This window comes from Vibrio maritimus, assembly GCF_021441885.1.
Lineage (GTDB): Bacteria > Pseudomonadota > Gammaproteobacteria > Enterobacterales > Vibrionaceae > Vibrio > Vibrio maritimus_B.
This window is the reverse complement of sequence record NZ_CP090439.1, coordinates 1889317-1914552: the sequence shown is the minus strand read 5'-3', so window position 1 is coordinate 1914552 and position 25236 is coordinate 1889317. Positions and strand designations below refer to the sequence as shown.

The following is a 25236-nucleotide window of genomic DNA, read 5'->3' as shown; positions in this document are numbered from 1 at the left end:
CTGGTACCCAAATGACTTGCGTATAGAAACGTGGATTTTTGGAAATCAGACTTCTTTGAGCCCTGGAATGTGAGTATACTCAGTCTTCTATAGTCAAGATAAGCAAGACATTGTCGGCCATTATGAATGCTTAGTGATTGATATGAATTGTTTATCTTGATTGGCGAAAACTATAAGAAAATAGGTACAGAATGACAACTTTTTACGCCGAAATTACTGGGTGGGGTAAGTGCCTTCCACCAGCAATTCTCTCTAACCATGACCTCAGCACAGTAATGGATACGTCAGACGAGTGGATTCGTACTCGTACAGGTATTGAAAATCGCCGTATTAGCCATGTTAATACTTCAGACATGGCGACGGTAGCGGCTAAGCATGCAATGGCATGTGCGGGTATCACAGCGGAAGAGGTTGATCTGATCATCGTCGCAACGTGTTCACCTGACTCGCTCATTCCAAATACGGCTTCTCGCGTTCAACAAAACCTCGGTGTACCTGCAGCGGCTGCGTTTGATTTAAACGCGGCGTGTACTGGCTTCGTGTACGGTCTTGAAACAGCGACTAAGCTGATTCAATCGGGCAATTATCGTAACGCGATTGTTATCGGTGCTGAGCGTCTTTCTTTCTTTATCGATTGGACAGAGCGCGATACGGCAGTTCTTTTTGGTGATGGCGCTGGTGCAGCTGTACTTTCTCGTACAGAAAACCAAGTAGGCCTGCAAGACGCACAAATTGGTTGTGACGCCAAAGGTCGAGATATTCTAGCTGTACCTAAATTTGGTACATCTATGGAGCGTTTCGCGGCAGACAATGGCTACTTCGAGTTTGATTTCATCGGTAAAGAGATCTTTAAGCGTGCGGTTAAAGGCATGGGTGCTGCGGCAAACACGGTATTGTCTCGCTCAAACCTGACGAAAGATGATATCAATGTTGTGATTCCTCACCAAGCGAACATCCGCATTATCCAAACGCTGTGCGACCTCTCAGGTATCGAGCAAGATAAAGCGTTTGTGAACATTCAAAACTACGGCAACACGTCTGCTGCAACAGTGCCAATTGCACTGTGTGAAGCACTCGAGCAAGGTAGAATCAAACCGCAAGATGATCTGCTGCTTGCCGCATTCGGTGCAGGATTGACGTGGGGCGCAGGACACATCAAATGGGGTGAGCGTGTTACTCCAGTAGGTACGAGTGACGCTGCGCTGCCGGTATGTGAGCAATCAGCATTGGAGCTAATGGCGACTGCGATTGAACATTGCAAAAACAAGCCAAACAAATAGGTTTGCAAGGAGAGGGGCGTACAGCGATGCGCTCCTTCTAAACGGATAAAAAACGCCAGCAGTCTTAGCGCATGCTGGCGTTTTTAGTTGACTATCGATTAGATGAATCGTCGATTAGTTGTTTTCTTTATCTCGATTTTCGTAGTAATCCCAAACCGTGTAGCGCTCTTCTTCAGAAAGTACGCAGTATGGTACGCGCTTACCATTTTCTGTAACGCGCTCAAGCTTATGACCTTGCTCCACACAATAGACGTAAGCAGGATCACTTATTACCGTGATTTCATCCACATCATACTTATCTGGTTCACTCGCACAGCCTGCTAAAATGCCCACTGCAACAGCGCCAATCATCCATTGTACTTTTTTCATTATCTCTCCTATTTGGAAGTTAGGCTTTTGCTTAAGTGTAGGAGATTTCTAATAAAAAGTGTTTTGATTCGGTCAAATTATTCAACTTTATGATGAATAATCGCTGTCATTGCTCAGTTGCTCCCAGAATTCCTACAAACTCGATAGCTCATCGCTATTAGATGTGCTTGTTACCTTCACCAAATCGGTAAATAAGGCGCGAGCCCCAAAGGCTATCACGTGCTCCAGAGTTACGGTGATACGCGTATTTCCAGTCTGCTTGAATAGACCAGTTAGCATTGAGCGTATAGTGCAAGCCTGTACCTATGTTCCACTGTAGCTTCTTGGTGTCACGGTCTTTATTCAACATCGCTTCGCCCACACCCGCATTGATGTAAGGTTTGAGCGCGTTGTCAGCAAACAAGTAGTACTGTACGTCGAAGCTGTAGTTTTCGTAGATATGCTTCTGATTATCCACGGTCGACTCATAGTTGCCTTGCATGTAACCCAAGCGTGCTGACAGTTGGTTGGTAAAATACAGACCAAGAGTGAAGGCTGGGGCAAAGTCGTTCTTTAGGTTACGTTCTTTGTCGAGTTGTGGGTAAGCAAAACCAGCACTCACACCAACAATTCCATATGTAACAGGATCGTCTGTGTATTGATGGTAGTTTTTCTTCTGACGTCGTTTTAGGCTGTCATCCGTCTCGCCAGCACCAAACGCGTACTGAACTTGCATTTGATATTTGGTTTCTACTTCGCCGTTTCTTAGAACATTGGAGTGAACGCCAACAAAACCGGTACCCGCTTTGACGATTTCGCGACCCGCAATGTTGTTTACACCACGGCCTAGGCTATCAACTGGATCTAAGAAGAATAGGGCGGTTGAACCCAGCGCATCTGAACCAAACACAGTACCGCCGCGTAAACGAATTTCCTTTTCTTTATTGAATGCCCATTCACCGTATACCCAACCCAGCGTCGGAGTAACAACGAGGTCTTGGATAGATGGTACTTCGGCAAATGCTTCAATACCGTATTCCCAATAGAAGGTCGACATTAGCGTCGAGTACATGAAGGCGTCCCATTGGCGATAGCCTGACTTACGTGCCGCTTGATAGTAAACACCACCAAAATAAGGGTGACCAATGTAGTTGATAACGTGATCATCACGATCCCAAACAGGACCAGAGCGAACGTTGTCCCACCATTTGTTCATTAACTTGATGTCGTCTTTTTCCCAGTTTGTGATGGACTCTGGCATCAGTGCCAGAACACCAGCTACACCAACACCGTAGGCAAAAATAGATTTGGTTTGAGACCAAAGGCGCTCACTGTCTTCGCCATTCTGCGGGTTAAACAGCGAGACACGGTAAGGGGAGTCATAAAAGTTTGCTTGGCTGATGGAGTCGTCTTGGCGTAGCTCTTCAAAACTGCTGTTGGTAGAAATCGATCGATATCCCAATGCATTCAGTGATTCTGATTGAGTTGAGTGAAACTCATCGTCAGTCATCATCTGATCGGAACGAATCGCTTGATTAAGTAAGTCTTGTTCTGAAACTGAGTCGCTTGATGAGTCTTCGGCTAGGGCATAAGAAGCCGAACTAAGAGCAACAGCAGCGAGAAAAGAAGTCGTTGGGTTCATAGTGATTTATATTTATTTGATTAATACGGAATTAGTTGCTTAACCTGAACTTGGGCAAGTCGGCAATACTACCATTTCTATAAATATATGTCGCAATCGAATTGACTAGAAAACGCCATACAACTGTAAGTTCATATTTTTGTGGTAAACTTCACGAAAACAGACCATTAAAGAGCAAAACTGTGAGACAAATTACCACTGCTATCCACCCAGATATCTCTCACCTAGACGATAAAACGATCATAAAACGAAACGCGACGCGCGCAATCGTTGTTGATGGTGAAGACATTCTTCTACTCTATACAGAGCGTTATCACGATTACTCTTTGCCGGGTGGCGGCTTAGATGATGGAGAAGACGTTATTGCGGGTATGGTGCGTGAACTTGAAGAAGAGACGGGCGCGAAGAACATCCATGGTATCAAACCGTTTGGCATCTACGAAGAGTTTCGGCCTTGGTATAAAGACGATGCTGATGTTATGCATATGATTTCGTTCTGTTATTCTTGTAAAGTTGACCGTGAGTTAGGGCAGACCGCTTATGAAGATTATGAGGTGAAAAATGGAATGAAACCTCTATGGGTCAACATCCATGATGCTATTGCCTTTAACGAAAAAACCATTGCTGAAAGCGACAAAAAAGGCATGAGTATCGAGCGAGAAACGTATCTGTTGCATCTTATTGCCAAAGAGATGCTGTAGCGTTAGGGAGAATGCATTCGATGAAATTGATGAGTAAAGACGACAACTTTTTCTTCTTGCTAGGCTCATTGTTGGTTCTTTTTTTTATGAGCGCCATGGTGCATCAGTTTAAAGATGACGCACAGGACTATGTCCTTGCCTTGATCATCTTATGTATGAGTACCTCGATAGTTGGCGTCCACCGAAAACAGACCTTTTACCGCTCTTGGTATGCGGTGATGATAACGGTTGCGGTTATTTCAGGTGTGTTTTCGCTGTTTGATGACTACGACTTGTCTCTGGTTACCCTGTTTTCATTGCTATTTTTCGTGCTTGCTCAGACTTACTCTGCGCTGAAGCAAGTGATGATGCCAACAAAAGTCACGCTGAATCAGATTGTTGGTTCTATTTGTGTCTACTTGTTGTTTGGGCTGTCGTTCGCTTTCATCTATCTCATTCAATTGGAGCTGTTTGAAGCTCCTTTTAATGGATTGGAGGCTAAGCCATGGCTGGATAACTTGTTCGATGTGATTTACTTCAGCTTTATTACATTGACGACCGTTGGCTATGGCGATATTTCTCCGGCGCTAGCGATCCCGAGATTTTTTGTGTTCCTCGAGTCAATTACTGGCAGTTTCTATCTGGCAATCATGGTCGCAAGCCTGGTTAGCAGCCATCTAGCTCAAAAAGACGCATAGTTCTTTATTGGTGCACATTTATCCTAAATCGAGCAGCGGCTTGCTGCTCGCTTCATCTCAGCTTGTCTCATTGGCATAGCATCAATAGTATCTTTGATTTCAATCCAATTGGTTGTCGGACCCCAACGAAGTTTCTCTGTGCCATCTTTGCCAATGAGTATTGCCTTGTGGTCACCTTCTTTGATGTCGTACATCTTAACCAACTTACTGTAGTCGAAAGTGTCTTTTACCCACCCAGGTGATGAGAACCCATCTTTGGTCATTACCATGGTGACAACGTCACGCTCTTCAAGGGCACACTCGTTAATTAGCGTACCGAGTAAGAACTCGTCCACCAATACGTCTTTGGTAGGAGCAAAATACATGACGCTGCGATGTGACAGTCCATGATAGAGGTGACCTTCATGATACTGAGAACCATGAGGATCGCTTTGATGCCCCTCTTTAGCGTATTCTGGATAGCCACAAGCTGTGGCACTGACTAGCGATGCGATTGCGATAAATACGATACCTTTCATAGTTGCCTCCTACCTAGCGACCAAAAGGTTATACGTTAAGTTTAGCCACTGAGATTCGTCTCACTAAGTTCCACTTCAGGACAATAAATTTGATACACTGCCGCCAAGGCAAATTCAATATCATGATTATGAAAAAAACAGCCATATTCGTTGACGTTCAAAACGTCTACTACACAACACGTCAAGCTTTCGCGGGTCGCTTTGATTACAACGCGTTTTGGGCTCGAGTGAGTGAGAGTAGTCACGTCGAAATCGCTCGTGCTTATGCGATTGCTTCACAAGATCAAAAGCAGAGGCAGTTTCACCACATTCTCCGCGGAATAGGGTTCGATGTTCAGCTCAAGCCCTTTATCCAACGTTCTGACGGCAGCGCAAAGGGAGACTGGGATGTCGGTATTGCGCTTGATGTATTCGAAATGGCCCAAACGGTAGACCATGTTGTCTTGGTTTCTGGCGATGGAGACTTTCAAATCTTAGTTGAGCGCATCCAACAGCGTTTTGGAACTAAAGTAACCGTAGTGGGGGTTGAGCAACTCACCGCTAACAACCTTATTGATGCAGCGGATCAATTTATTCCAATCGAGTCAAGCCTGCTGATTGGCGGATAGATTGAGAGGGTGTCATGAAGAAAAGCAGTGAAATCTTAGTTGGTGAGTTAGAAACCGAGTTCAAAACGGTTGCTGCTATGATGAAGATCTATTGCAAGCAACACCATGGTAGCTCAACGCTGTGTCAGCAATGTCGAGAGCTCCTCGTTTATGCTGAAACTAAGTTGGATCGCTGTCCTTATGGAGAGTCTAAGCCGACTTGTAATAAATGCCCAATCCACTGCTACAAACCAGAAGAAAAACAGCAGATGAAAGCCGTGATGCGCTACGCAGGGCCGCGCATGTTGCTACCACATCCGATTTTGTCGATTCGACATCTTCTACATGAACGCCGCGAAGTACCACCAAAACCGAAAGCGGGTTTGTCTAACCGAGCACGCCGTAAAGCTCAGTCTTCCGATAAACAGTCTTCAGATAAATAGTCTTCAGATAAATAGTCTCACGTTAGTGGGCGCCGGCGAAAGCAACGATATGTGCAACGGCCACGCCCACAGTCAAATGGCTGCGCAGACGCTTATAATCTTTAGGAAACTCGTCTCCTAAAGCGTTAAGCTTGATTCTCTCGACCAGCCAAACGCAAACATATCCAACTAACGCCACGACGACGCCTAATCGAAACTGCTCTGGTGCGATGATAATCACCAGCCATCCCATCAGGCAGATGAGGTTACTTAGCAGTAAAATAGGGAAGGAGAGTTTATGTGTCGCGTAGGCAAGAGCGTGTGACCACAAAATACCGCACAGAAAACTCAAAATGATGGCACTGTACGCCAAGAACAGCAGTCTGGTATTAACGCCCATAAAGTCGGCGCTTGCCGTAAATGTCGCGATACACAGTGCAAAAGGAACTAGCCCAAGATAACCTAGCCAGCTCATCAACGCGATGGTTTTAGTCGATTCCCGATTTTCCATGTTCCCTCAATCATTAAGCTGCGAATACCCACAAGTTTAAGACGAGAAACACTAAGATGCTAACTATGGTGGTGACTAATACGTCCTTGATAATTCGAGCTAAGATAATCGCAAATGTCGCTGCCAATAGATAAGGCAAGTTATCAGACAGTACGAGTTCGCCATGCGGGAGAAAGACGATGGGCCCCCAAATCGCTGTCAACACGGCTGGACTCGCGTAGGCTAGAAAGCGCTGTGCACCGCTACTGATCCGCAAAGGAACTTTGGGTTCCAAAAATAGGTACCGGCTTAAAAAAACAATCGCGGTAAGTACAAGAATTACGAGATACGTCATCGCTTCATTTTCTCCTCACACAGGTATCCAACCGTCATGCCGACGATGCTGGATATAACCAAACCAAGCTCAATGTCTAAAGCCGCGAAGAGCACTGACGATACTAACGCTGATAAAGCAGCAAGGAATATAGGTAAAGTGGTAATGTTAGGAACAACAATGGCAATGAAAGTGGCGGCAACGGCAAACTCCAGACCATATTGCTGAAGGTTTGGGATCTTTGCTCCGATAATAATGCCAACGACCGTCGCTAAGTTCCAAATGAGATAGAAGGAAAGACCGGCTCCTAAGGCATACCATCTATCAAACTTCTCTGGTTTATGGTGTCCGCAAAGTGCGAACAGCTCATCTGTTAACAAGAAGCCAAGAGATAGCCGCCATCGCAACGGCAAATCTTTGATATGGCTGCGCATAGATAAGCTATAAAGGAAGTGACGAGAAGTAATAAAGAATATGGTCACGACCATGGTAAGGAGCGTCGCACCGGATTTTATCATACCCATTGCGACGAGTTGAGCTGCACCTGCGAAGAGTATCGCGCTCATCGCCTGTCCCTCTAGTGGTGTGAGACCTGAATCAATTGCAAATGAACCGGCGAGAAAGCCCCAGGGCACGACTGCCAAACTCAATGGCAGCATGGCAACACATCCCTTGGTGGCGCGCGCAACACGCGATGAAGAATTATCCATAAATACACTCCTTGTGTGACATAGATTGTATTTAACTGAATGATTTTCAAGGCTTGGAGCATATAAAATCGGAATTATTCATCACGCTGACTCCTTGATACTATCTCGCTCCCTGTTTCAACTTGAGTATCCCTCTGATGCTACGAACTCTTACTTCGATCATTCTTTTAGGCATGTCCACGTCGGCAATATCTGCGGAGCATGAAACCAAAACCGGTATTAAGGATGAAGATTATGGTCGTACGCTGCCCTTTTTTGGCGATCGTGTGAGAGATATGGGTATTAAGCTTCCAAAGCCAATTGGAATCTCTCTATTTACCCACCAGCAGGAAGATCTTATGCAGCTCGGGGATTTCAAGATTGATGGTGAACCCGTAGACGATATATTGCCAAATGGCGGCAGCCAAACGACAAATACAACAAGCATTGTTGCTGTGAGGGGAGATGTATGGGTGCTTCCGTTTTGGGGCTTTAACGCCATGATTGGTAAAGCGGTCACGTCGTCAGACATAGCAATCGGTATAAGCGATTTTTCGAATGGTAACCTAGAGCGACTAGAGATCAATGGTATGGCAACGTCCTCAACGATTACTGCAGTCGGTACCACGTTAGCGTATGGACATAAGCAATTCTTTACGACAGTCGATGCTCAATACGTGTCGACCTCTGTCTCTGGTGTCGGTGTGAGTCTCGACGCCTTAGTGGTGACGCCATTAATTGGACTGAATATAGGTGACAGTGGTTGGCGAATTGTGGTCGGCGGCCAATACCAAGATTATCAGAGACAACTTAAAGGGCAGTTAGGCGATATTAGGTTTAGTGCCAAACAAACGTCCAGCCGCTGGTCAACAATGGTAGGCATGCAAAAAGCCTTTACCGACAACTGGGAGGCGTCGTTGATGGCTCAGAGCGGTAAAACGAGAGAAGGCTTTACGTTCATGCTTGGCAAACGCTTTTAACTAACCAGCTTTAAACGGGGAAGTAGAGCTTGTGGCATGGCTAAGTGGTAGCCTTGAAAGAAGTCAATATCCAGCGCTTTCATCGCTTCAAGCTGGCGTTCTGTTTCTACACCTTCAATCACTGTCTTGGCGTGACACTCTTTTGCCAGTGTAATGCCATTAAGGAGTGGTTCTTTGGTGCCTTCCATATAATCAATCAGCAGTTGTCTATCCAGTTTTAAGATATTGGGTTTAACCTGGGCCACACGCTCCGGACTCGACTCTTTGCACCCAAAGTCATCGATAGCAATCAAAAAGTCTTCTTTAGTTAGGTGGTTTGCCGCTGAAGCCAGGGTTTTGGAACTAAACGCAGTAAGCTCAACCAGCTCAACAACGACTCGTCGACAATCGATTTGTAGCGCCTTTAATCGGGACATCAGCAAGGATGAACGAATACCTTCTGCAGCAAGTCGCTCACTTGAGATAGGGAGGAAGTTAAGAAAAATCAGTCTCTCTCGATAGTTCGACATACTAAAATTACGTAGATGGATCGCTCGGCTTAATCTATCCACATTAAGCTGGTCTGCTAAAGAAACGCTTTCATTTTGGAAGTACAAGTTGGGTGGGATCGGGTCACCGTTTTTGTCGAATAACCTTACTAAAGCCTCCATACCGATAATAATACTCGAACGACTAAATATCGGTTGAAACACACTCTTAAGGGTGAGGTCTTTGTACTGCGCGATATAGCAACCGTTTTCTTCGGTTCGAATACACTGAGTAAATTGATGTTTTTCAGTAAGGAGCATCTTTTTGGAAACTGATATTGACGTTGTGATCATCTTGTCACGGTTAGATGACAAGTCAAATCGGTTTGGTGAATGAACAGAGGTTCAGTATTAGGAAGGCATTAGCGAAATGAAACGCAGATCAACATTTCATCTATAAAATAGAGCATAAAATGTGCACAATCATTGATAATTTGAACTATTAAACATTTTATCTCTATATTGAGTGAGTTAGATCATATAAAACACGTAAATGTTAGTAATCTAAATACAAATTTAAAAATATTTGTTTTTATGCAATTTTTTTGAAGAAACTCTCATTTCAGCGTTCGTCGAAAAAATCTTTGTTTCGAATGTACTTGCTCATCAGGTGGTAAGAGAAAGGGCGAATTATCCATGAGACCAACGACCGACCTAGACGGACAATGGTCGGTGTATTCTCGTAAATTCTTCCATTGTAGAGCCAAAGCAGTTTTCCTACGTGCCAGTAGATAAGTGGAAGCGGAGGTAGAAAGGTGACGATATCGAGATCGCAGCATATTCGATAAGTTTTGTGGGCGAGCTGAAAATTCTTTTTAAACTTGAGCCCTCCAACGGCTGGCTGTCCAAAGGTCACAATCCGCTTTATCGACTTTGGATATGCCGTCTCTAGTGCATCTGCGATGATACAACCGATAGCGCCGCCAGAAGAGTGGCCAGTAATCGTAATTCGCTTACCGTCTTCGATTAACTCTGATGCAATCTTTATCGTTCGCTCAAAAAGCGTTAGCCCAAGTTTGTCTTTCTTGTGAGCAGGTTGGCTCTCTTGATTCAGAATATAGTGGAAACCGGCGTGAATGCGATAGTCCAAGCCAAATTTTTTACAACAGCGTTGCCACATAGCAAAGGTGAGTAACCAGTCGGTTAGACTGTGAGAGCCTTTAATTACGATGACGGCTTCTTCTTTGTCTTTACTCCAAAGGATACGAACGACTGTTTTTCCGTAGCGATTCGAGACAATTCGTTGGCCGTTGGGGTCGAATCCATAGCGAGTTTGTTTAAACACTCTAGGATAAGCGAGGTTACAAAGTACAGCGTATTTCTCGTATTGGTAGCGTTTTAAACTCTTCACAATCTTTGCGGTTTTTTATGGGATTACAATACTATGAAAAACCTTAGTGAAAGTTTGATGACATGTCGAAGAATGCAGGCAACTACATTGTGGTGACAGCATACAATTGAACATACTTGAGAACCGTTTCTCCGGAGCCAGGCTTAGTCAGTGGGTGTATATGTGTCACATAATTAGGTACAACACCAAAGCGTTCGGAGAGTGTTGAACTCATTGATGTTTCTGAAGGCAATAACCTTACACCTTGTTTGATATAGGCTGCTTCATCTAACTGCGTGTCGTTGTTCCACCAACTAATAAGAGAGCGGCTCTGGTGACAGCGACTTAGCCAGTGATCAGCAATAATTACTAACAGATCTCGTTGCTGTACTGCAAACTGATATTCCGCTAGCCACTCGTTAATCAGTGAGTAAATATGGTCGCGACTATTTTGGTTTCCATTGACGAAATGATATGCCAGGACCCAAACCGTACCGTAAGAGGTGGTCACACGGTAGGTGCTGCTCAATTTCGGCGGCTCACTACAATCTAGAGATACAATTTCAGCGCTTAAACTCTGCTGTTCGAAATCAGATTTAATACGACGTGCGAACGCAAGTGACAAATGATGGCTAGTAAGTCCACCATTATGTACGGCCGGATAATGTTGTAAACAAAGTGCTTGGCAGTCCGTTTTAAATCGACGGATGCTATGCACGACGTTATCGAGAAGCATAACTCTTTCCTTGTCTCAGATACGGATTACCAGAGGCGTACTCCGTATCAGAATTCCTTATATACGCTTTTCCCATGTCCCCCAACGTACAACACCAAGAATCTCGATCTCATCGTCGTTTACCTGATGGATCGCGTTCTTCGTTGTGTCGTCACCGTACCAAACGTGAATGGTGGTACCGACTTTAACAAGCGTAAAAAAGTCTGGGTGGGGATTACCAGGTAATCGAGCGAGTACGATGTCATCGTTAATCCATTCCTGATTACGATTGACCAGAGCGACACAGTCCCATTTGTAAGAGACGGTGCCTCCTACTGGATATAAGACCCCAAAGCAATCTTTGTACTCAGGAGGCACGGGAATTGTTCCTTTACTTTCTGCTTCACCCGTTTCAAGCAGTTTAGTCACTTCGGTTCGGCTGTAGTAAGACACTGTCGCGGCACTGGTGCTCGCCGCTTTGGTGATTTCATTGGCTTCCGTATACTTGTCGCCGACACCAAAACAGAGCCAGTGAGCCTGAACGTTGAAATAGTCTGCGATAAGAGCAAGGTCTTCGATAGAGGGATAGGTGCGAGTAGGACCTTTAGTTAGGTAACGACCAATTGTGGCTTTTCCTTTGCCGATAGCTTCTGCAAGCTCATTGTTAGTGATTTTATTTTCCTTAAGCAGCGACACAATGCGCTCTTGATAGCCGTAATCCATGATTCCTCCGTAATTTCCTGCATAGTGTAGTTTATGAGTTTCAGAAATGAAACGGGGTTCTTGAATAATGTTTGAAAATGAGACTCTTGCGAGATTGTTGAATCGTGATCTAGTGTTAAAAATCGACAATCAGCATTGAAATCATAACGTTAATCACCCATAACCATCCTATATTTGTAACAAAAAATGAGATTAATAATGTTTGATACCAAGAAAAGAGCCGCAATAGTGTCAGAGTTGCAAAAGTATTTTGAACAAGAATTAGAGACAGACTTAGGCCAGTTTGACGCTGAATTCTTATTAGACTTCCTGATCAAGAAATTAGGGCCAGCCTTTTACAACCAAGGGTTAGAGGACGCAAAAGGGGTTCTTGACAGGCGAGTAGCAGACATAGCGGATGAACTCTACGAAATTGAAATGTCGGACGATCTCTAACCTGTTGTAGCACATTAGTTTTATAGATGTTCGAAAAAACTGAATGACTCTATCGAAGGGGTGTTGTCGTTAAAGTGTCAAGTTAGGTAAATACTGTATCCCATAGGTTGATGAGTTGTTAACATTATTGGCAAGTTAGATTAAATCATGGAAATGACGATGGCGGTAAAAGAAGTAAAAAACTACAACCCGATAGCAAGAGCACTGCACTGGATTTCAGCTATTGTAGTGATTGGAATGTTTGCAGTGGGTTTGTGGATGGTCGATCTCACTTACTACAGTGAGTGGTATAAAACGGCTCCACACTGGCACCGTTCTATCGGCATCCTTTTGGCAGGGCTCACCATTTTCCGTTTGGTTTGGAAGCACGTGACTGCAGCACCAAAAGTAGAAGGCAACCAGTTCGAAAAGGTTGGCGCTAAGGTAGGTCATATCGCTATGTACGTTGCACTTATCGTCATTTTTGTTAGTGGATACCTTATCTCAACTTCAGATGGTCGCGGAATTGAAGTATTTGACTGGTTTACAGTTCCGGGCTTGGGAGAGTTTTTCCCTAATCAATCAGACATTGCGGGCGAAGTGCACTTTTACGCTGCTTGGTTCGTTATTCTTGCCGCTGGTGGTCATGCGCTAGCTGCTTTGAAACATCACTTTATAAACAAAGACAACACTCTTCGAAAAATGTTAGGAGTTTCGAAATGAAAAAGACACTAATCGCTACAGGAATGGCTGCGGCAATGCTATTGCCACTAGGTGCTAACGCTGCTGACTACGCAATTGATACGAAAGGCGCACACGCTTCTATCAACTTTAAAGTAAGCCACTTAGGTTACAGCTACATCAAAGGCCGTTTTAACACTTTCTCTGGTGACTTTAGCTACGACCCTGCAAACATCGAAGCGTCATCTGTAAACGTTGTTGTTGATACAACAAGTCTTGATTCAAACCATGCTGAGCGTGATAAACACATCCGCAGCTCTGACTTTATCGATGCAGGTAAATTCAAGCAAGCAACATTCAAGAGCACAAGCGTGAAAGACAAGGGCAACGGTAAGCTAGACGTAATGGGCGATCTAACACTTCACGGTGTGACACAGCCAATCACGATCGAAGCTGAGTTCATTGGCGCTGGTCAAGACCCATGGGGTGGTGAGCGCGCTGGCTTCAACGGCACAACTCGTCTAGAACTGGCTGACTTCAAAATCCCTGTCATGGGCGCATCAAGCTACGTAGACATGGAGCTGCACGTAGAAGGTATTAAGAAGTAATTTCTACCAACTATTTCCCATCAAAGCCCCGAGCACAGTCTCGGGGTTTTTTTTGTCCATTCCACCAAAGCATTACTAACTCACTGATTATTAGTAACTCTTCTCAACTCTCTTTTCTTCTCTAACGTTTCTTTAAGTAATACAAATAACGGTAGGTTACTTTTGAAATGTCTTTTATCAATAGGATGCGCCCCGTGTTCCAAACGGACACCACCAATCAAGCACCAGGCAGTAATGGGGTGTTTGAAGAAGCGCTCTGCCATCAATGATTAGCGAGCGGTTCAATAAGGCGAAAGGAGAGTCGCCAGATAACAAATCCTAATTTTCCTTATTGATACAAAGAAACCTATTTAATGAAAAAGACATTTATCGCACTTTCACTAGCCTCTGTTTTCGCTGCTCCTGCTATGGCTAACCAAAGCGTTAAAGCAAGCGAACTAGAAGCGGCTGTTAGAGACCTTGCTTCACAGGGTTACACTGTTAACGAAGAAGGCTACATCCTTAACGAAGCGCAACAAGAAGTAGGCATGATCACAGAAGGTGACGGCTACACTACTATCACTACTCGTCCAGATGAGAACGGCAAATACACTTCAACGCGCATTGACGCTAGTCGTAGCCAAATCACTCATTGGGATGAAGAAAACAACGAAACTATCGTTGACGTTGAACGAGATGACCGTAACAACAATGTTATTGAAGGTGATATTGCACAATACGCTGCTCAAATCGATGTAAATCGTAACGAAATTGGGCACATAAAAGTTGCTGGTGAGCAAGTGCAAGAGGACGTAGAGTTCCTTCGCTCTGTCGCGAAAGGCAATAACCAAATGATTCAAGATAACATCGAAAATGGGAAGGCGGCGTATTCAGAGCTAGTAAAAAGTGGCAAGCGTTTGTACGAAGCTGGCGGTCGCGAAGTTGCCAAGTTAGAAACCTCAATTACAGCGGTAGACAAAGGCATCCGTATGGATGGTCAGAAAGCTTACGATAAGTTGTATGCAGCAGGTGGACGTGAAGTCGCGAAGCTTGAATCTGTTACCAACGCCTTAGATCAGAAAATGGATCTAATGGAAAAAGACGGTGCGAAATACGTTCAAGAGAAAGCGGATGCTGCCGTATCTAAGTCAGCGGATAAGCTATATGCGGCTGGTGGACGCGAAGTTGCTAAGCTAGAGACATCAATTACAGCGGTAGACAAGGGCATCCGTATGGATGGTCAGAAAGCTTACGATAAGTTATATGCAGCAGGTGGACGTGAAGTCGCGAAGCTTGAATCTGTTACCAATGCCTTAGATCAGAAAATGGGTCTAATGGAAAAAGACGGTGCGAAATACGTTCAAGAGAAAGCGGATGCTGCCGTATCGAAGTCAGCGGACAAGCTATATGCGGCTGGTGGACGTGAAGTTGCTAAGCTAGAAACTTCTATTACAGCGGTAGATAAAGGCATCCGTATGGATGGTCAGAAAGCTTACGATAAATTGTATGCAGCAGGTGGACGTGAAGTCGCGAAGCTAGAATCGGTCACCAATGCATTAGATAAGAAAATGGATCTAATGGAGAAAGACGGCACAAAATACGTTCAAGAGAAAGCCGATGCAGCCGTATCGAAATCAGCGGACAAGCTATATGCAGCAGGCGGACGCGAAGTCGCTAAGCTAGAAACCTCAATTACAGCCGTAGACAAAGGCATCCGCATGGATGGTCAGAAAGCATATAGTTCACTTGCGCAAGCTGGTGCTCGTGAGGTCGCTAAAGCTGAATCTGCACTCGAAGGTGTCAACAAATCTATCCGTGTTGATGCAGAGCAAGCAGGTAAGCAAATTGAACAGCAGCTAGCAGCTATGCAAGCACGTATCGATGAATTAGAAAATAAAAATACTGGTGGAAACTCTAAGATTGATGATGCAGTTAAAGCTGGTGAAGCTGAATTAGCCAAACTGCGTGATCAAGCTTCTAAGGAAGTCGAATCCATGCGTAAAGATGCCGCAGAAGAAGTGGCTAGCATCCGTGAAGAGATTAAGAATGGAGGCGGTGCTTCAGACGCTAAGATCGAGCAGATTAAGATAGATGCGGCTAAAGCACTTGATGAACTGTATAAAGATGCCGGTAACGCTGGTAATTGGGCGGGGCAGGTTGCGGATACCGCATATCAAGACCTAGATGGACGTGTTAACAAGAATACAGCTCGCATCGACAACCTAGAATCTGAAATGAAAGCAATGGGCGACAACATGTTAGTCCTTGAAGACCGCATGGACGGCGTAGTAGCAAGCTCTCACGCAATCAACAATGCGCGTCCTGTCCTTGCGACTGCTGGTCAGTTCGGTGTTGGTGTTGGTATGGGTGCTGCTGGCTCTAAGAAAGCGTTAGCACTAGGTGGTGCTTATCAGTTCAATGATTCTTGGTCTGGCTCTATGACAGTGAACTATGAGACGTCTGGTAAGAAATCGAAATCTCAAGTTTCTGCTGGTGCCGGTGTTCAATACCGCTGGTAGTTCAGTTCTGAGTAGAAATCTATTACAGGATAAAAAACGCAACACAACGTCACGCATTAAAACAATAACAATGGCTTAAAACAAAGTTGCCCCGGTTTTTACACCGGGGCTTTTTCGGCCAAACGACTTATTTCCTAGCCAAAAATTGGTTTGTTGTCTTACGCTGATTCAAGTTCGCGTTCAACAACATTCAAGCGTTCGCCATAGATAGGGCGGACAGCTTTCATTACTTCAGCTCTTGATAAAATTCCAACCAAGACACCATTTTCTAATACAGGCAATACATGTGGTTTGTTTACTTTCATCGCTTTAGCGCGCTCTTCTAGTGAAAGAGTAGAGAAGCTAGTAGCGATGCCCATTGAACTTACCGGATATAGCTGCTCTTTATCGATGCAAAGAAATTCAGCCACATCTACCAGTTTTTCAGACGCGTTGATAGCGACAACATCACGGCTCATCAGGTCGACCACTTTCTGACCTTGCTCAGGGATGTAGTCTTGGCACCACAAATCAACCATTACATCGTGCACAGAGAAGAAACCAACCAAGCGACCTTCGATGTCTGTAACTGGAGCACTTGTTAGGTTGTGGTCCAAAAGTGTATCTAGAGCAACAGCTGTTGGCATTTCTACGCTTAGTGTTACTGGTTGAGTGTTCATGATGTCTTTTACGATGATGTTGTTGTTCATTTGCGTCTCCTTTACTGACGTAAGTTCAGTGGTTTGTGTAATTGCAGTTACATTTGCTGCTTTTAGTTGTGGTCTGCGGTAGATACTCCAGTTAGCAAGTCCTACCAAAACCGAACCACCAATTATGTTTCCTAGCGTGACTGGTATAAGGTTGTTCGTTAAAAAGTGAATCGGTGTTAGGTCGCTAAACTGAGCTTGGGTTGTGCCCGTTGCTGCCCAGAATTCAGCGCCTGCAAAGTTTTGAATCACAATGCCCAGTGGGACCATAAACATGTTTGCTACACAGTGTTCAAAACCGCTGCTGACAAACATCGCGACGGGTAAAACCGTCATAGCGGCTTTGGTCATCGCGTTTGCGCTGCTAAACGTCAGCCAAATTGCTAGACATACTAGTAGGTTACATAGAACACCTAGAGCGAAAGCCTGTACCCATGTGTGATGTAATTTGTGCTGTGCAATATGCAGAGCGTTCAGTCCCCATTGACCATTGTCCATTTGGTAAAGACCTGCGGCAGAGACAATCAAAAGCAAGAACATCGCGCCTATGAAGTTTCCAACGTACACCTTTCCCCAAATTGAAAGCATTTTGCTAAAGCTAATCTGTTTATTTGCCCAGGAGATGCTAGATAGCACTGAGCTCGTAAACAGTTCGCCACCGCATATCACGATGAGAATTAACCCCATACTGAATGCAAGTCCGCCAGCTAGCCTGCTTAAGCCCCATCCCGCATCTGCGCTTCCCGTCGTTACCGTGATGTAGAATAGAAATGCCAAGCCGATAAAGGCGCCTGCCATAATGGCCAAGCTCATTGTCATTCCACTGGTTTTCTTCGCTTTACTTAATGCGAACTTTTCAGCTTCTGCCATCATCTCTAATGGCGAGAAGAGCAGATTGTTCTCGGAGCTAGCTGATGCCATTCCTTACTCCTTAACCTCGTTTGTGTGTGAATCGCCCATTTCATAACTCCTTAATTAGTTGAGATAAAAGTGCGAGAACAAAGCCCCGTGCTGTGTTCGAAACTAGATTAAGGGCAATTAGGTGCAGTGGTAAAATTGATAATTTTTAAAATTGAAATCAGAAATATTGATAACTTTACTGCACAAGGTAGAATAAGGGCTCAAGTCCATAACGTACTGTTTTTTAGTGAGAGATTAGCGAACGTCGTAATTCTCAATCGGTGAGAAATTCGTCATAGAACGAACATCGAAAAAGCGACATAAAAGAAACTGATAGAAACAGTTCGTGATTTGCAGTCGAACACAATATTTTAAGACTTAGTGGTGTAAGGAAAACGGATGCGATATTCATTAAAACAACTTGCCGTTTTTGATGCAGTGGCAGATACGGGAAGCGTCAGTCAGGCAGCAGATAAGTTGTCGTTAACACAGTCAGCGACGAGTATGTCATTGGCACAGCTGGAAAAAATGCTTGGAAGACCCTTGTTTGAGAGACAAGGCAAGCAGATGGCATTGACGCATTGGGGCGTATGGCTAAGACCCAAGGCTAAACGTCTGTTGCAAGATGCGCAGCAAATTGAAATGGGATTCTACGAGCAACATCTTTTAAGTGGCGAGTTAAAGCTAGGGGCAAGTCAAACTCCAGCGGAACACTTGGTGCCAGACCTTATCAGCTCGATTGATAACGATTTTCCTGAAATGCGTATTTCGCTTGGGGTAAAAAGTACCGATTCGGTGATTGAAGGGGTCTTAGACTATAAATATGACCTTGGGATCATTGAAGGGCGCTGCGATGATAATCGAATTCACCAAGAGATCTGGTGCCGTGACCACTTAACGGTCGTCGCTTCAGCACATCACCCGTTTGCCCGTCGTGAGAAAGTAAGCCTTGCACAATTAGAGCAAGCACGTTGGGTTCTCCGTGAGCATGGTTCAGGTACTCGAAAGATTTTTGATAGCTCTATTCATCATTTGATAGGTGATCTTGATGTTTGGCGTGAGTATGAACACGTGCCCGTGCTCCGTAGTATGGTGGCAAATGGTCAATACTTAACGTGTTTGCCTTATTTAGATGTTGAGCGATTTATCGAAGCAGGTGAGCTCGTTGCATTGAATGTTCCGGAACTAGAAATGGAGCGTACACTTTCCTTTATTTGGCGTGCGGACATGGCAGAGAACCCACTTGTTGAGTGTGTAAAACGCGAAGGTTCGAGAATGATGAAAGGGAAACCATCTGTCCTTTAGTGACAATTATCACAATAATCATGCAATGGAATGTATGTTGCTTTCAGTGTCGTGATCGTGATCTCTTAAATTCAATCAATGTTCGGTTACTTTATGGTTAACGTAATCGAACAATTGGTTGACGATATGAGTCCATTAATCGCAATTTCTCTTACAACGGGTATTTTGTCTGGCATCTGGGGCTGGACGGCGTTATCGCTAGGTCTATTGTCTTGGGCTGGCTTCTTGGGTTGTACGAGTTACTTTGCTTCTCCAAAAGACGGTGTTATCGGTCTTGCTCAGAGCTTATTAACCAACATGTCAGGTGTGGTGTGGGCAATGATTATTATTCATGGCTCATCATTGATCAATCTCGAGATCGCTGGCTACATAATGACGGCACTCGTATCCTTCTTTATGTGTATCCAAGCTAAACGTGCATGGCTGCAATATATCCCTGGCACTTTTATTGGCGCGTGTGCGACATTTGCTGCCGATGGCGCATGGCAACTCGTCGTGCCGTCACTAGTACTAGGTGGGCTATTTGGCTACACGATGAAGGCAAGTGGACTTTGGCTTCATAAACGTTTGAGTGACGAGCCAGACTCTGCTTTGGTTAACGAATAGAAATCTCGAAAGCCACTATCATAAAATCTGATAGTGGCTTTTTACTATGTATTGCCGTTAGCCATTGTGATGACTCTGCGTAGTATCCACCGAATCAATACAGGAATACTTTCTACCCCTTTATCTTCGCACTCCGAGACGATAGCCAAGGCTAAATCAGGTTTTGCAAACTTTTTGAGAACGCGTGCCACCACTTTTTTCGGTGGGATAGGGTGATCATGAGGAATCTTGATAAGATCCCTAAAAAATAGTTCAAATCCATTCACATAGAGGTAGTGCTCGATATCACGGTCAGGAAGTTCTGTTAAATGATGGCGGGGATGTTCACCTTCTAGTTGATGCATGACCGTTGTCGCGTATTTTTTGCCGGCGGCGTCACCGTCTGTCACTACGTGCCAGTCAATACCGAACGCTTTTGCTACCTTAATCAATGATTTTAAGCCTGATTGAGCAAACTCGATGATCTGAACGCCTTCTGCAGCCAAGTTGTAACCACATTGATTGGCAAGCTCGTTAAACAGCCAAACTTCAGTTTCACCTTCGACCAGTAGCCAGCATCTTGCAAACAAGGCTCTGGAGCGATGAAAACGAATATGGAACCCGACTCGTCTAAGTTCATCTTTAGTCAGGTTATGGGTGGCGATACTCTTAGTAATGGTTTTGTCTGATTGCCTGACCAATCGTCTGATGGATTGAAGCGGTACTGCACCAAGAAGATCACTGCTGTTAGTCGTGAGGATCTTTTGCATGGGTAGCATTTGCAATAAACTCCATGCTCGCGCCAAGTGTGTAGGGTGCAAGCGTCCTTCTGGATCTTCAATAATCAGAATTGGGCGAGCACAACGCCTCAGATCTGTTGGACCTTTCGCTTGCAAATACGCATTGAGTAAACCCAATAGTAGTAAGCGTGTCTGATGGTTTTTGGTTTCATCGATAACCTGAGAAAGGTTTTGTTCCGTGTTGGGGCGTGAGAAGAAAACGCCATCACGATGTCCTTTGCCTGATTTTCTGGAATGGCTCTTAAATGAAAAATAGTGTTCAACCAAGGCTTTCATTGAGTTCAGGCTGCTTTTCATTTCTCCTTTGTTTACATGGCCAGGGATCGCCATTAAACGTCTAACGGTGTTGTGAATGCGCTTCTCTGAACGTGAATTCATACCATTAGTCGGAGCATCTTGCGTATAGAGGCGCCTTGAGTCGCGTAATCGGATAACAGGATGAAGGGTCATGAGTTCTTGAGCGATTCTTTCAGAATGATGCAGTCTCAGCGGATTACCCATTTGGTCCAAAAACTCATACCTTTGTGTGATGTCATAACCGTTGAGAGTAGCACTAATGCGATAATAGAAGCGTTGGATACCATTTTCATCCTCAAACCAAATAGGTTTAAGTTTGCGGTATCGACCGGATAGGGTTTCATTTCGTTCGGTCGATATAAAAGAAAGAACAATCTGTAGATGGCGAGTTTGGGGATGAGATGCGGCGTAGTCGACATGAAAGTCTTTCATCTCAAACTGATAAGGTGACCCGTCTGCGGGCAAGACGACACTCAATGCATCGAGCAAAGAAGACTTACCCCATGTGTTCTCACCAATTAAAGTGGTGAGATCGTCTAGCGCAATAGAGAGGCGTTTGATTCCACGAAAACCGGAAACATCAATTCGTTCTAGTTTCATTCAACTCTCCTAAAGAAAGTGATGCATATGGCACTATCTATTTCAATTATAAGCGGCTTTTTGTCATTGGACTGTAATCAAGCTCATAGTTGTTTCGTTTATGTCTGTCGTTAGAGGCTTGTTTGCTCGCTTTTTGTACGATTTTATTGTGACCCTTATCATAAAAAGACCTGTATAATCGGTATGTGATTTCATAAAATTCATTGGAATGTCACATAAAGCGCGCTACCATCAGAAGTGAAAATAAAGAGGAAAATCGATGACAAACAATAATAAGCCTCTATCGCTGACAATAGCGCATATCAACGATACCCATTCTTACTTTGAACCAACGTCTCTCCCTTTAAGTATTGAACTCGATGGGCAAACTCATCAGCCTTATGTTAGTGCTGGTGGATTCGCACGAATCGCGACACGAGTAAAAGAACTAAAACAGAACCACAGTTCAGATGGTTTTCTATTTCTTCATGCAGGGGACTGTTTTCAGGGTACTTTGTATTTTTCTCTGTTCAAAGGTGAAGCTAATGCGGTGATGCTTAATGCTTTGAACATTGACGCAATGACACTGGGAAACCATGAACTCGATATGGGCAATGAGCCCGTGGGACAGTTCATTCGCAGTATTCAGTTTCCACTTCTAGCAGGTAACTGGAATGTCTCTAGTGAGGGCGATAAGCAGTATCCATTGAAAGGACACGACAATCTTATCGACTTCGATGAATCACGTGGCGTTGCACGCTGGATTGAGCGTGAGGTTAACGGTGAACGAGTCGCCATATTCGGCTTATCGATCGAAAAAATGGCCGATATCGCCAACCCTGATTGTGATACGAGCTTTGAGCCTTGTGTACAGACCGCCAAATCGACGGTTAGAGCGATTAATCAGCGCGGAATCAACAAAATAATACTACTCAGCCATATGGGCTATGAGGCAGATCTCGAATTGGCGGAGCAAGTGACAGGCATCGGTTTGATCATTGGTGGCCATAGTCATGTCCTTCAAGGTGATTTCAAAGCGTTAGGCATCAAGTCGCAAGACCAATATGGTGTGCGTGTGAAAAATACTTTGATCGTTCAAGCGGGTTTTCACTCAATGACATTAGGTCATTGCCACATCGAGTTCGACCAAAATGGCCTCGTCACTTCCTTTGAAGGTCAAAACGAACTGTTGATTGGCAGGCGCGTGTTCATGGATGTTAATAAAGAGAATACGTTGGTTGATTTGGAAGCTCTTAAGAGAAACGTTCAAACACACCAAAATGTGGCCGTAGTGAGAAAGGACCGCGAAATTAAAGCGGTAATGGCAGAAAAATATCAACCTAAGGTTAAAGAGCTTCAAACTCAGACGATTGCTCACATCGATCATGAACTTCGTCATGTCAGGCTTCCTGATGAGGAAGGACCAAGTCAGTTAGCACCACTTGTTGCACACTCTTTCTTGTACACCATGAAATCTCTTGGGCATAACGTAGATTTTGCAATGCACAACGCAGGAGGTGTCAGGAACTCTCTTGGCGTTGGTGACGTCTCTGTTGCTGATGTCGCAGGAAAACTTCTGCCGTTTGCCGTGCCTATTGGTGTTTATCGAATTCGTGGTCGCCATATTCCACTGATTCTAGAAGGCGCACTTGATAATGCGTATAGCAATGGAGTACAGGGGACAGGATCGGGAAGCTATCCGTACACCTCGCAACTTGAGTTTCATTATGACCCGACGCTCGCAAAAGGGAAAAGAGTCAGTAAAGTGTTCGTCGATGGTTCACCATTACAGCCTGAAAAGATTTATACAGGCACCTCAAGTGCTTACACGATGAAAGGTAAAGAAGGGTATGACGCCATTAAAAACATGGAAGACAATGGCGTTGTTACGACGTGGTCGATGGCCGATTGCTTTATCAAACTTTTATCTGAACAGCCTCAAATAGTTAGCGACAAACGTCAGAAAAATGCGGGCTTGCTTCCATAATGACGGAATAGTTTTTGCTCCAGTTGAACCTAATTGGGTTTTGGCCGTCTACCTCCAGTAGATTGCCAACACATATCATTGGAAGAAAGGTTTATCGGGGGAGCTATGTGGAACAAAGATTGGCTCGACACATTTGTAGTGGTCGGTTGGATAGGCGCTTGGTCACTGTTGGTTTATTTAATACCTAGCGGAGCTATTTAACGCTCAACTCATAAACTCCGACAGCAAAAAAGGTGGGTCGGCCGAGAACAGCAGAATCTCGGCCTTTCCAGACGCGCAAGCAAAGGCGTTCCGAACTAAAACTATGAGGGTTTGGAGTTGGCGTCAAGAGCAAAAACATGCGATACGCTATAATAGACCACAAATAAGGAAGTTTATTGTCTATGTGCGGTCGACTTAACATTATCGATGATCCCTTCAGCCAGTACGTTTCAGAACAACTGGGCCTAGAGTTTTCTACGTCACAGAAAACAGAGTTATTCCCTTCTGAACAAATAGACTGTATCGTCTCGAGCACAGAACAAAAGCTGTTTACTTTGCCTCTAAGTTGGGGGATTAAACCTAGCTGGAGTAAGCGTCTTATCATCAATGCTCAAGCAGAATCCGTGGTAACGAAACCGACTTTTTCAGACGCATACGCTTACCATAGAGTGATTGTGCCTTGTTCAGGTTGGTATGAATGGAAGCAAAACGAGCTGTCAGAGAAAACTAAATATTTGTTCAGTGCCGAAAGTCATCGCCCACTGTACATGGCTGCTGTCGGTTATCCTCAAACCCAGCAGGTGGTAACACTCACAACCAAGCCAACGAAGCACTATTCACGCTATCATCATAGGATGCCACTTATGTTAACCCCACAAGCTGCTATGCAGTGGTTGGTACCATCGATAGACAGGCATGATGAAATATTAAATAGCTTAGTGAGCGATGAGTTATGGCAGGTCGCTAAGGTTGGTTAGTGACCCTGTAACTTTTGGCAAAACTCATTCATCCACTAGAACCTCAAACCCACCATAGATTAATCGTTTAGTGTCAAAAGGCATTGCTGCCATTTCACGTTGAATCATTTCGTCGTCAAACACGGCTTTCATTCCAGCATCTCGAACGTCTTTTGACGGCCAAGTAATCCAAGAAAACACGACACATTCGTCTTCTTTCTTCATTACTGCTTTAGGAAAAGAGGTTAGCTGACCTTCGGAAACGTCATCTTCCCAGCACTCAATAACGGACAGCGCTCCGTGTTGTTTGAAAACCGGGGCGATTTTTAATACATGCTCACGATACAAGGCCTTGTTTTCTTTGGGTACGGCCGCCACAAATCCATCTACATATTCCATATCTGCCCCCGTGCAATGATGGTGTTCAACATACAGTATGAACCAAGATCATTGTTTTAGTGAGCATTTGGAGGTCAAGGCAGTTTTAATCTTACAAGCACGCAGATACACTAGAGCCCTGAATTTATATATAGAGAAGTAATATGTTCATTTTGATTCGCCTACTTAAACTAGCGGTAATTTCGGCTGTCTTTTTCACCATCTATGATTTGATAGCGTTTGGAGAAATCACTTGGGTAAGCCGCTTCTTCGGATAGGAGACACAAAAAAGCCCCGACATAAATCGAGGCTCTTAAATAGGGCTAAGATAACTAGATTGCTACAGATTAAGCATTGCTCTCTGTGCTAGCGTCGCTCTTTTTTTGCATCTGAAGCAAGAAATAAACGTTAACACAAGCAATGAAACCGTTGGTGATCACTACAGGCATTGAATCGATCGCTAATCCATAAGCGGTAAAAAGTGCACAGCCAACAAAGTTCAACACGCGTAGTTTAATGATGTCTTTCATTGTCAGAGAGATTGCGACCATAATTGACGCCGCGTAGCCAAGTATTTCTACCATACTAAAGTCCATATTTTCCTCCTCAGATATTGC

28 protein-coding genes are annotated in these 25236 nt (G+C 44.4%); 14 read left to right on the top strand and 14 right to left on the bottom strand.

Annotation, left to right across the window (positions count from 1 at the left end; translation table 11 throughout):
* Positions 1-191: 191 nt before the first annotated feature.
* Positions 192-1280: a ketoacyl-ACP synthase III gene (locus LY387_RS25020; protein WP_234496836.1), complete on the top strand. Its 1089-nt coding sequence runs from the start codon at positions 192-194 to the stop codon at positions 1278-1280.
* A 114-nt stretch (positions 1281-1394) separates the two neighbouring features.
* On the opposite strand, the gene LY387_RS25015 is transcribed toward LY387_RS25020, so the two are convergent.
* The gene (locus LY387_RS25015) at positions 1395-1649 is read right to left on the bottom strand and encodes a DUF333 domain-containing protein (protein ID WP_042471468.1); all 255 of its coding nucleotides are present in this window, start codon (positions 1647-1649) and stop codon (positions 1395-1397) included.
* A 157-nt stretch (positions 1650-1806) separates the two neighbouring features.
* Positions 1807-3270 (bottom strand): DUF3943 domain-containing protein, encoded by a 1464-nt coding sequence (locus tag LY387_RS25010; protein ID WP_234496835.1) that lies wholly within the window; start codon positions 3268-3270, stop codon positions 1807-1809.
* A 182-nt stretch (positions 3271-3452) separates the two neighbouring features.
* Here LY387_RS25010 and LY387_RS25005 point away from each other — a divergent pair, with 182 nt between their 5' ends.
* Positions 3453-3971 (top strand): NUDIX hydrolase, encoded by a 519-nt coding sequence (locus LY387_RS25005; protein WP_042471470.1) that lies wholly within the window; start codon positions 3453-3455, stop codon positions 3969-3971.
* 20 nt (positions 3972-3991) lie between these two features.
* Complete coding sequence (locus tag LY387_RS25000; protein ID WP_042471473.1) at positions 3992-4648, top strand: potassium channel family protein; 657 nt, start codon at positions 3992-3994, stop codon at positions 4646-4648.
* Between the two features lie 23 nt (positions 4649-4671).
* On the opposite strand, the gene LY387_RS24995 is transcribed toward LY387_RS25000, so the two are convergent.
* Positions 4672-5166 (bottom strand): DUF4174 domain-containing protein, encoded by a 495-nt coding sequence (locus LY387_RS24995; protein WP_128650089.1) that lies wholly within the window; start codon positions 5164-5166, stop codon positions 4672-4674.
* Between the two features lie 128 nt (positions 5167-5294).
* Between LY387_RS24995 and LY387_RS24990 the strand changes: the two genes are divergently transcribed.
* Complete coding sequence (locus LY387_RS24990; protein WP_234497853.1) at positions 5295-5774, top strand: NYN domain-containing protein; 480 nt, start codon at positions 5295-5297, stop codon at positions 5772-5774.
* A gap of 14 nt (positions 5775-5788) precedes the next feature.
* Positions 5789-6196, top strand: coding sequence for a nitrous oxide-stimulated promoter family protein (locus LY387_RS24985; protein ID WP_234496834.1), 408 nt, complete (start codon positions 5789-5791; stop codon positions 6194-6196).
* A gap of 22 nt (positions 6197-6218) precedes the next feature.
* Here LY387_RS24985 and LY387_RS24980 read toward each other — a convergent pair whose 3' ends face one another.
* The 3 genes from LY387_RS24980 to LY387_RS24970 are packed head-to-tail and all read right to left on the bottom strand — an operon-like array spanning position 6219 to position 7709.
* Entirely contained in the window at positions 6219-6686 is a 468-nt protein-coding gene (locus LY387_RS24980) for a DUF3429 domain-containing protein (protein ID WP_234496833.1), read from the bottom strand.
* A 13-nt stretch (positions 6687-6699) separates the two neighbouring features.
* The gene (locus LY387_RS24975; RefSeq protein WP_234496832.1) at positions 6700-7020 is read right to left on the bottom strand and encodes an AzlD domain-containing protein; all 321 of its coding nucleotides are present in this window, start codon (positions 7018-7020) and stop codon (positions 6700-6702) included.
* A complete protein-coding gene (locus LY387_RS24970; protein ID WP_234496831.1) occupies positions 7017-7709 on the bottom strand; it encodes an AzlC family ABC transporter permease in 693 nt (230 codons plus the stop codon). Before LY387_RS24970 ends, LY387_RS24975 begins: the two co-directional genes overlap by 4 nt.
* Before the next feature lie 137 nt (positions 7710-7846).
* Between LY387_RS24970 and LY387_RS24965 the strand changes: the two genes are divergently transcribed.
* Complete coding sequence (locus tag LY387_RS24965) at positions 7847-8668, top strand: hypothetical protein (protein ID WP_234496830.1); 822 nt, start codon at positions 7847-7849, stop codon at positions 8666-8668.
* On the opposite strand, the gene LY387_RS24960 is transcribed toward LY387_RS24965, so the two are convergent.
* The 4 genes from LY387_RS24960 to LY387_RS24945 all read right to left on the bottom strand — a co-directional run bounded on the left by LY387_RS24960 (position 8665) and on the right by LY387_RS24945 (position 11963).
* Positions 8665-9489 (bottom strand): EAL domain-containing protein, encoded by an 825-nt coding sequence (locus LY387_RS24960; protein WP_234496829.1) that lies wholly within the window; start codon positions 9487-9489, stop codon positions 8665-8667. The genes LY387_RS24965 and LY387_RS24960 overlap by 4 nt on opposite strands.
* Positions 9490-9757: 268 nt before the next feature.
* Positions 9758-10546 (bottom strand): lipase family protein, encoded by a 789-nt coding sequence (locus LY387_RS24955; protein ID WP_234496828.1) that lies wholly within the window; start codon positions 10544-10546, stop codon positions 9758-9760.
* A gap of 82 nt (positions 10547-10628) precedes the next feature.
* Positions 10629-11261, bottom strand: a complete 633-nt coding sequence (locus tag LY387_RS24950; protein ID WP_128650093.1) for a hypothetical protein — start codon at positions 11259-11261, stop codon at positions 10629-10631.
* Positions 11262-11318: 57 nt separating this feature from the next.
* Positions 11319-11963 (bottom strand): helix-turn-helix domain-containing protein, encoded by a 645-nt coding sequence (locus LY387_RS24945; RefSeq protein ID WP_128650094.1) that lies wholly within the window; start codon positions 11961-11963, stop codon positions 11319-11321.
* 198 nt (positions 11964-12161) lie between these two features.
* Between LY387_RS24945 and LY387_RS24940 the strand changes: the two genes are divergently transcribed.
* The 4 genes from LY387_RS24940 (at position 12162) to LY387_RS24925 (ending at position 16164) form a co-directional block, all read left to right on the top strand.
* Positions 12162-12398 carry a DUF2164 domain-containing protein gene (locus LY387_RS24940; protein ID WP_234496827.1) on the top strand — a complete coding sequence of 79 codons (237 nt, stop codon included), beginning with the start codon at positions 12162-12164 and terminating at the stop codon, positions 12396-12398.
* Positions 12399-12551: 153 nt separating this feature from the next.
* Positions 12552-13100, top strand: coding sequence for a cytochrome b (locus LY387_RS24935; protein WP_234497852.1), 549 nt, complete (start codon positions 12552-12554; stop codon positions 13098-13100).
* Complete coding sequence (locus tag LY387_RS24930; protein WP_128650096.1) at positions 13097-13666, top strand: YceI family protein; 570 nt, start codon at positions 13097-13099, stop codon at positions 13664-13666. The genes LY387_RS24935 and LY387_RS24930 overlap by 4 nt, the downstream gene beginning before the upstream one ends.
* A gap of 353 nt (positions 13667-14019) precedes the next feature.
* Positions 14020-16164 (top strand): YadA-like family protein, encoded by a 2145-nt coding sequence (locus LY387_RS24925; RefSeq protein WP_234496826.1) that lies wholly within the window; start codon positions 14020-14022, stop codon positions 16162-16164.
* Between the two features lie 158 nt (positions 16165-16322).
* Here LY387_RS24925 and focA read toward each other — a convergent pair whose 3' ends face one another.
* Positions 16323-17771, bottom strand: a complete 1449-nt coding sequence (focA, locus tag LY387_RS24920; protein ID WP_234496825.1) for a formate transporter FocA — start codon at positions 17769-17771, stop codon at positions 16323-16325.
* Positions 17772-18149: 378 nt separating this feature from the next.
* Here focA and LY387_RS24915 point away from each other — a divergent pair, with 378 nt between their 5' ends.
* Together LY387_RS24915 and LY387_RS24910 are read left to right on the top strand one after the other, a co-directional pair.
* Positions 18150-19055 carry a LysR substrate-binding domain-containing protein gene (locus LY387_RS24915; protein ID WP_042471503.1) on the top strand — a complete coding sequence of 302 codons (906 nt, stop codon included), beginning with the start codon at positions 18150-18152 and terminating at the stop codon, positions 19053-19055.
* A 126-nt stretch (positions 19056-19181) separates the two neighbouring features.
* Positions 19182-19661 (top strand): DUF1097 domain-containing protein, encoded by a 480-nt coding sequence (locus tag LY387_RS24910; RefSeq protein ID WP_234497851.1) that lies wholly within the window; start codon positions 19182-19184, stop codon positions 19659-19661.
* A gap of 44 nt (positions 19662-19705) precedes the next feature.
* Here the strand turns inward: LY387_RS24910 and LY387_RS24905 are convergent, their stop codons facing one another.
* A complete protein-coding gene (locus LY387_RS24905) occupies positions 19706-21337 on the bottom strand; it encodes an ATP-dependent endonuclease (protein ID WP_234496824.1) in 1632 nt (543 codons plus the stop codon).
* Positions 21338-21596: 259 nt separating this feature from the next.
* Between LY387_RS24905 and LY387_RS24900 the strand changes: the two genes are divergently transcribed.
* Positions 21597-23303, top strand: a complete 1707-nt coding sequence (locus LY387_RS24900) for a bifunctional metallophosphatase/5'-nucleotidase (RefSeq protein ID WP_234496823.1) — start codon at positions 21597-21599, stop codon at positions 23301-23303.
* Between the two features lie 383 nt (positions 23304-23686).
* Complete coding sequence (locus LY387_RS24895; RefSeq protein WP_234497850.1) at positions 23687-24262, top strand: SOS response-associated peptidase; 576 nt, start codon at positions 23687-23689, stop codon at positions 24260-24262.
* A gap of 24 nt (positions 24263-24286) precedes the next feature.
* Here the strand turns inward: LY387_RS24895 and LY387_RS24890 are convergent, their stop codons facing one another.
* Positions 24287-24640, bottom strand: a complete 354-nt coding sequence (locus LY387_RS24890; RefSeq protein ID WP_234496822.1) for a DUF1428 domain-containing protein — start codon at positions 24638-24640, stop codon at positions 24287-24289.
* Positions 24641-24966: 326 nt separating this feature from the next.
* Entirely contained in the window at positions 24967-25215 is a 249-nt protein-coding gene (locus LY387_RS24885) for a YgjV family protein (protein WP_042471521.1), read from the bottom strand.
* Positions 25216-25236: the final 21 nt, after the last annotated feature.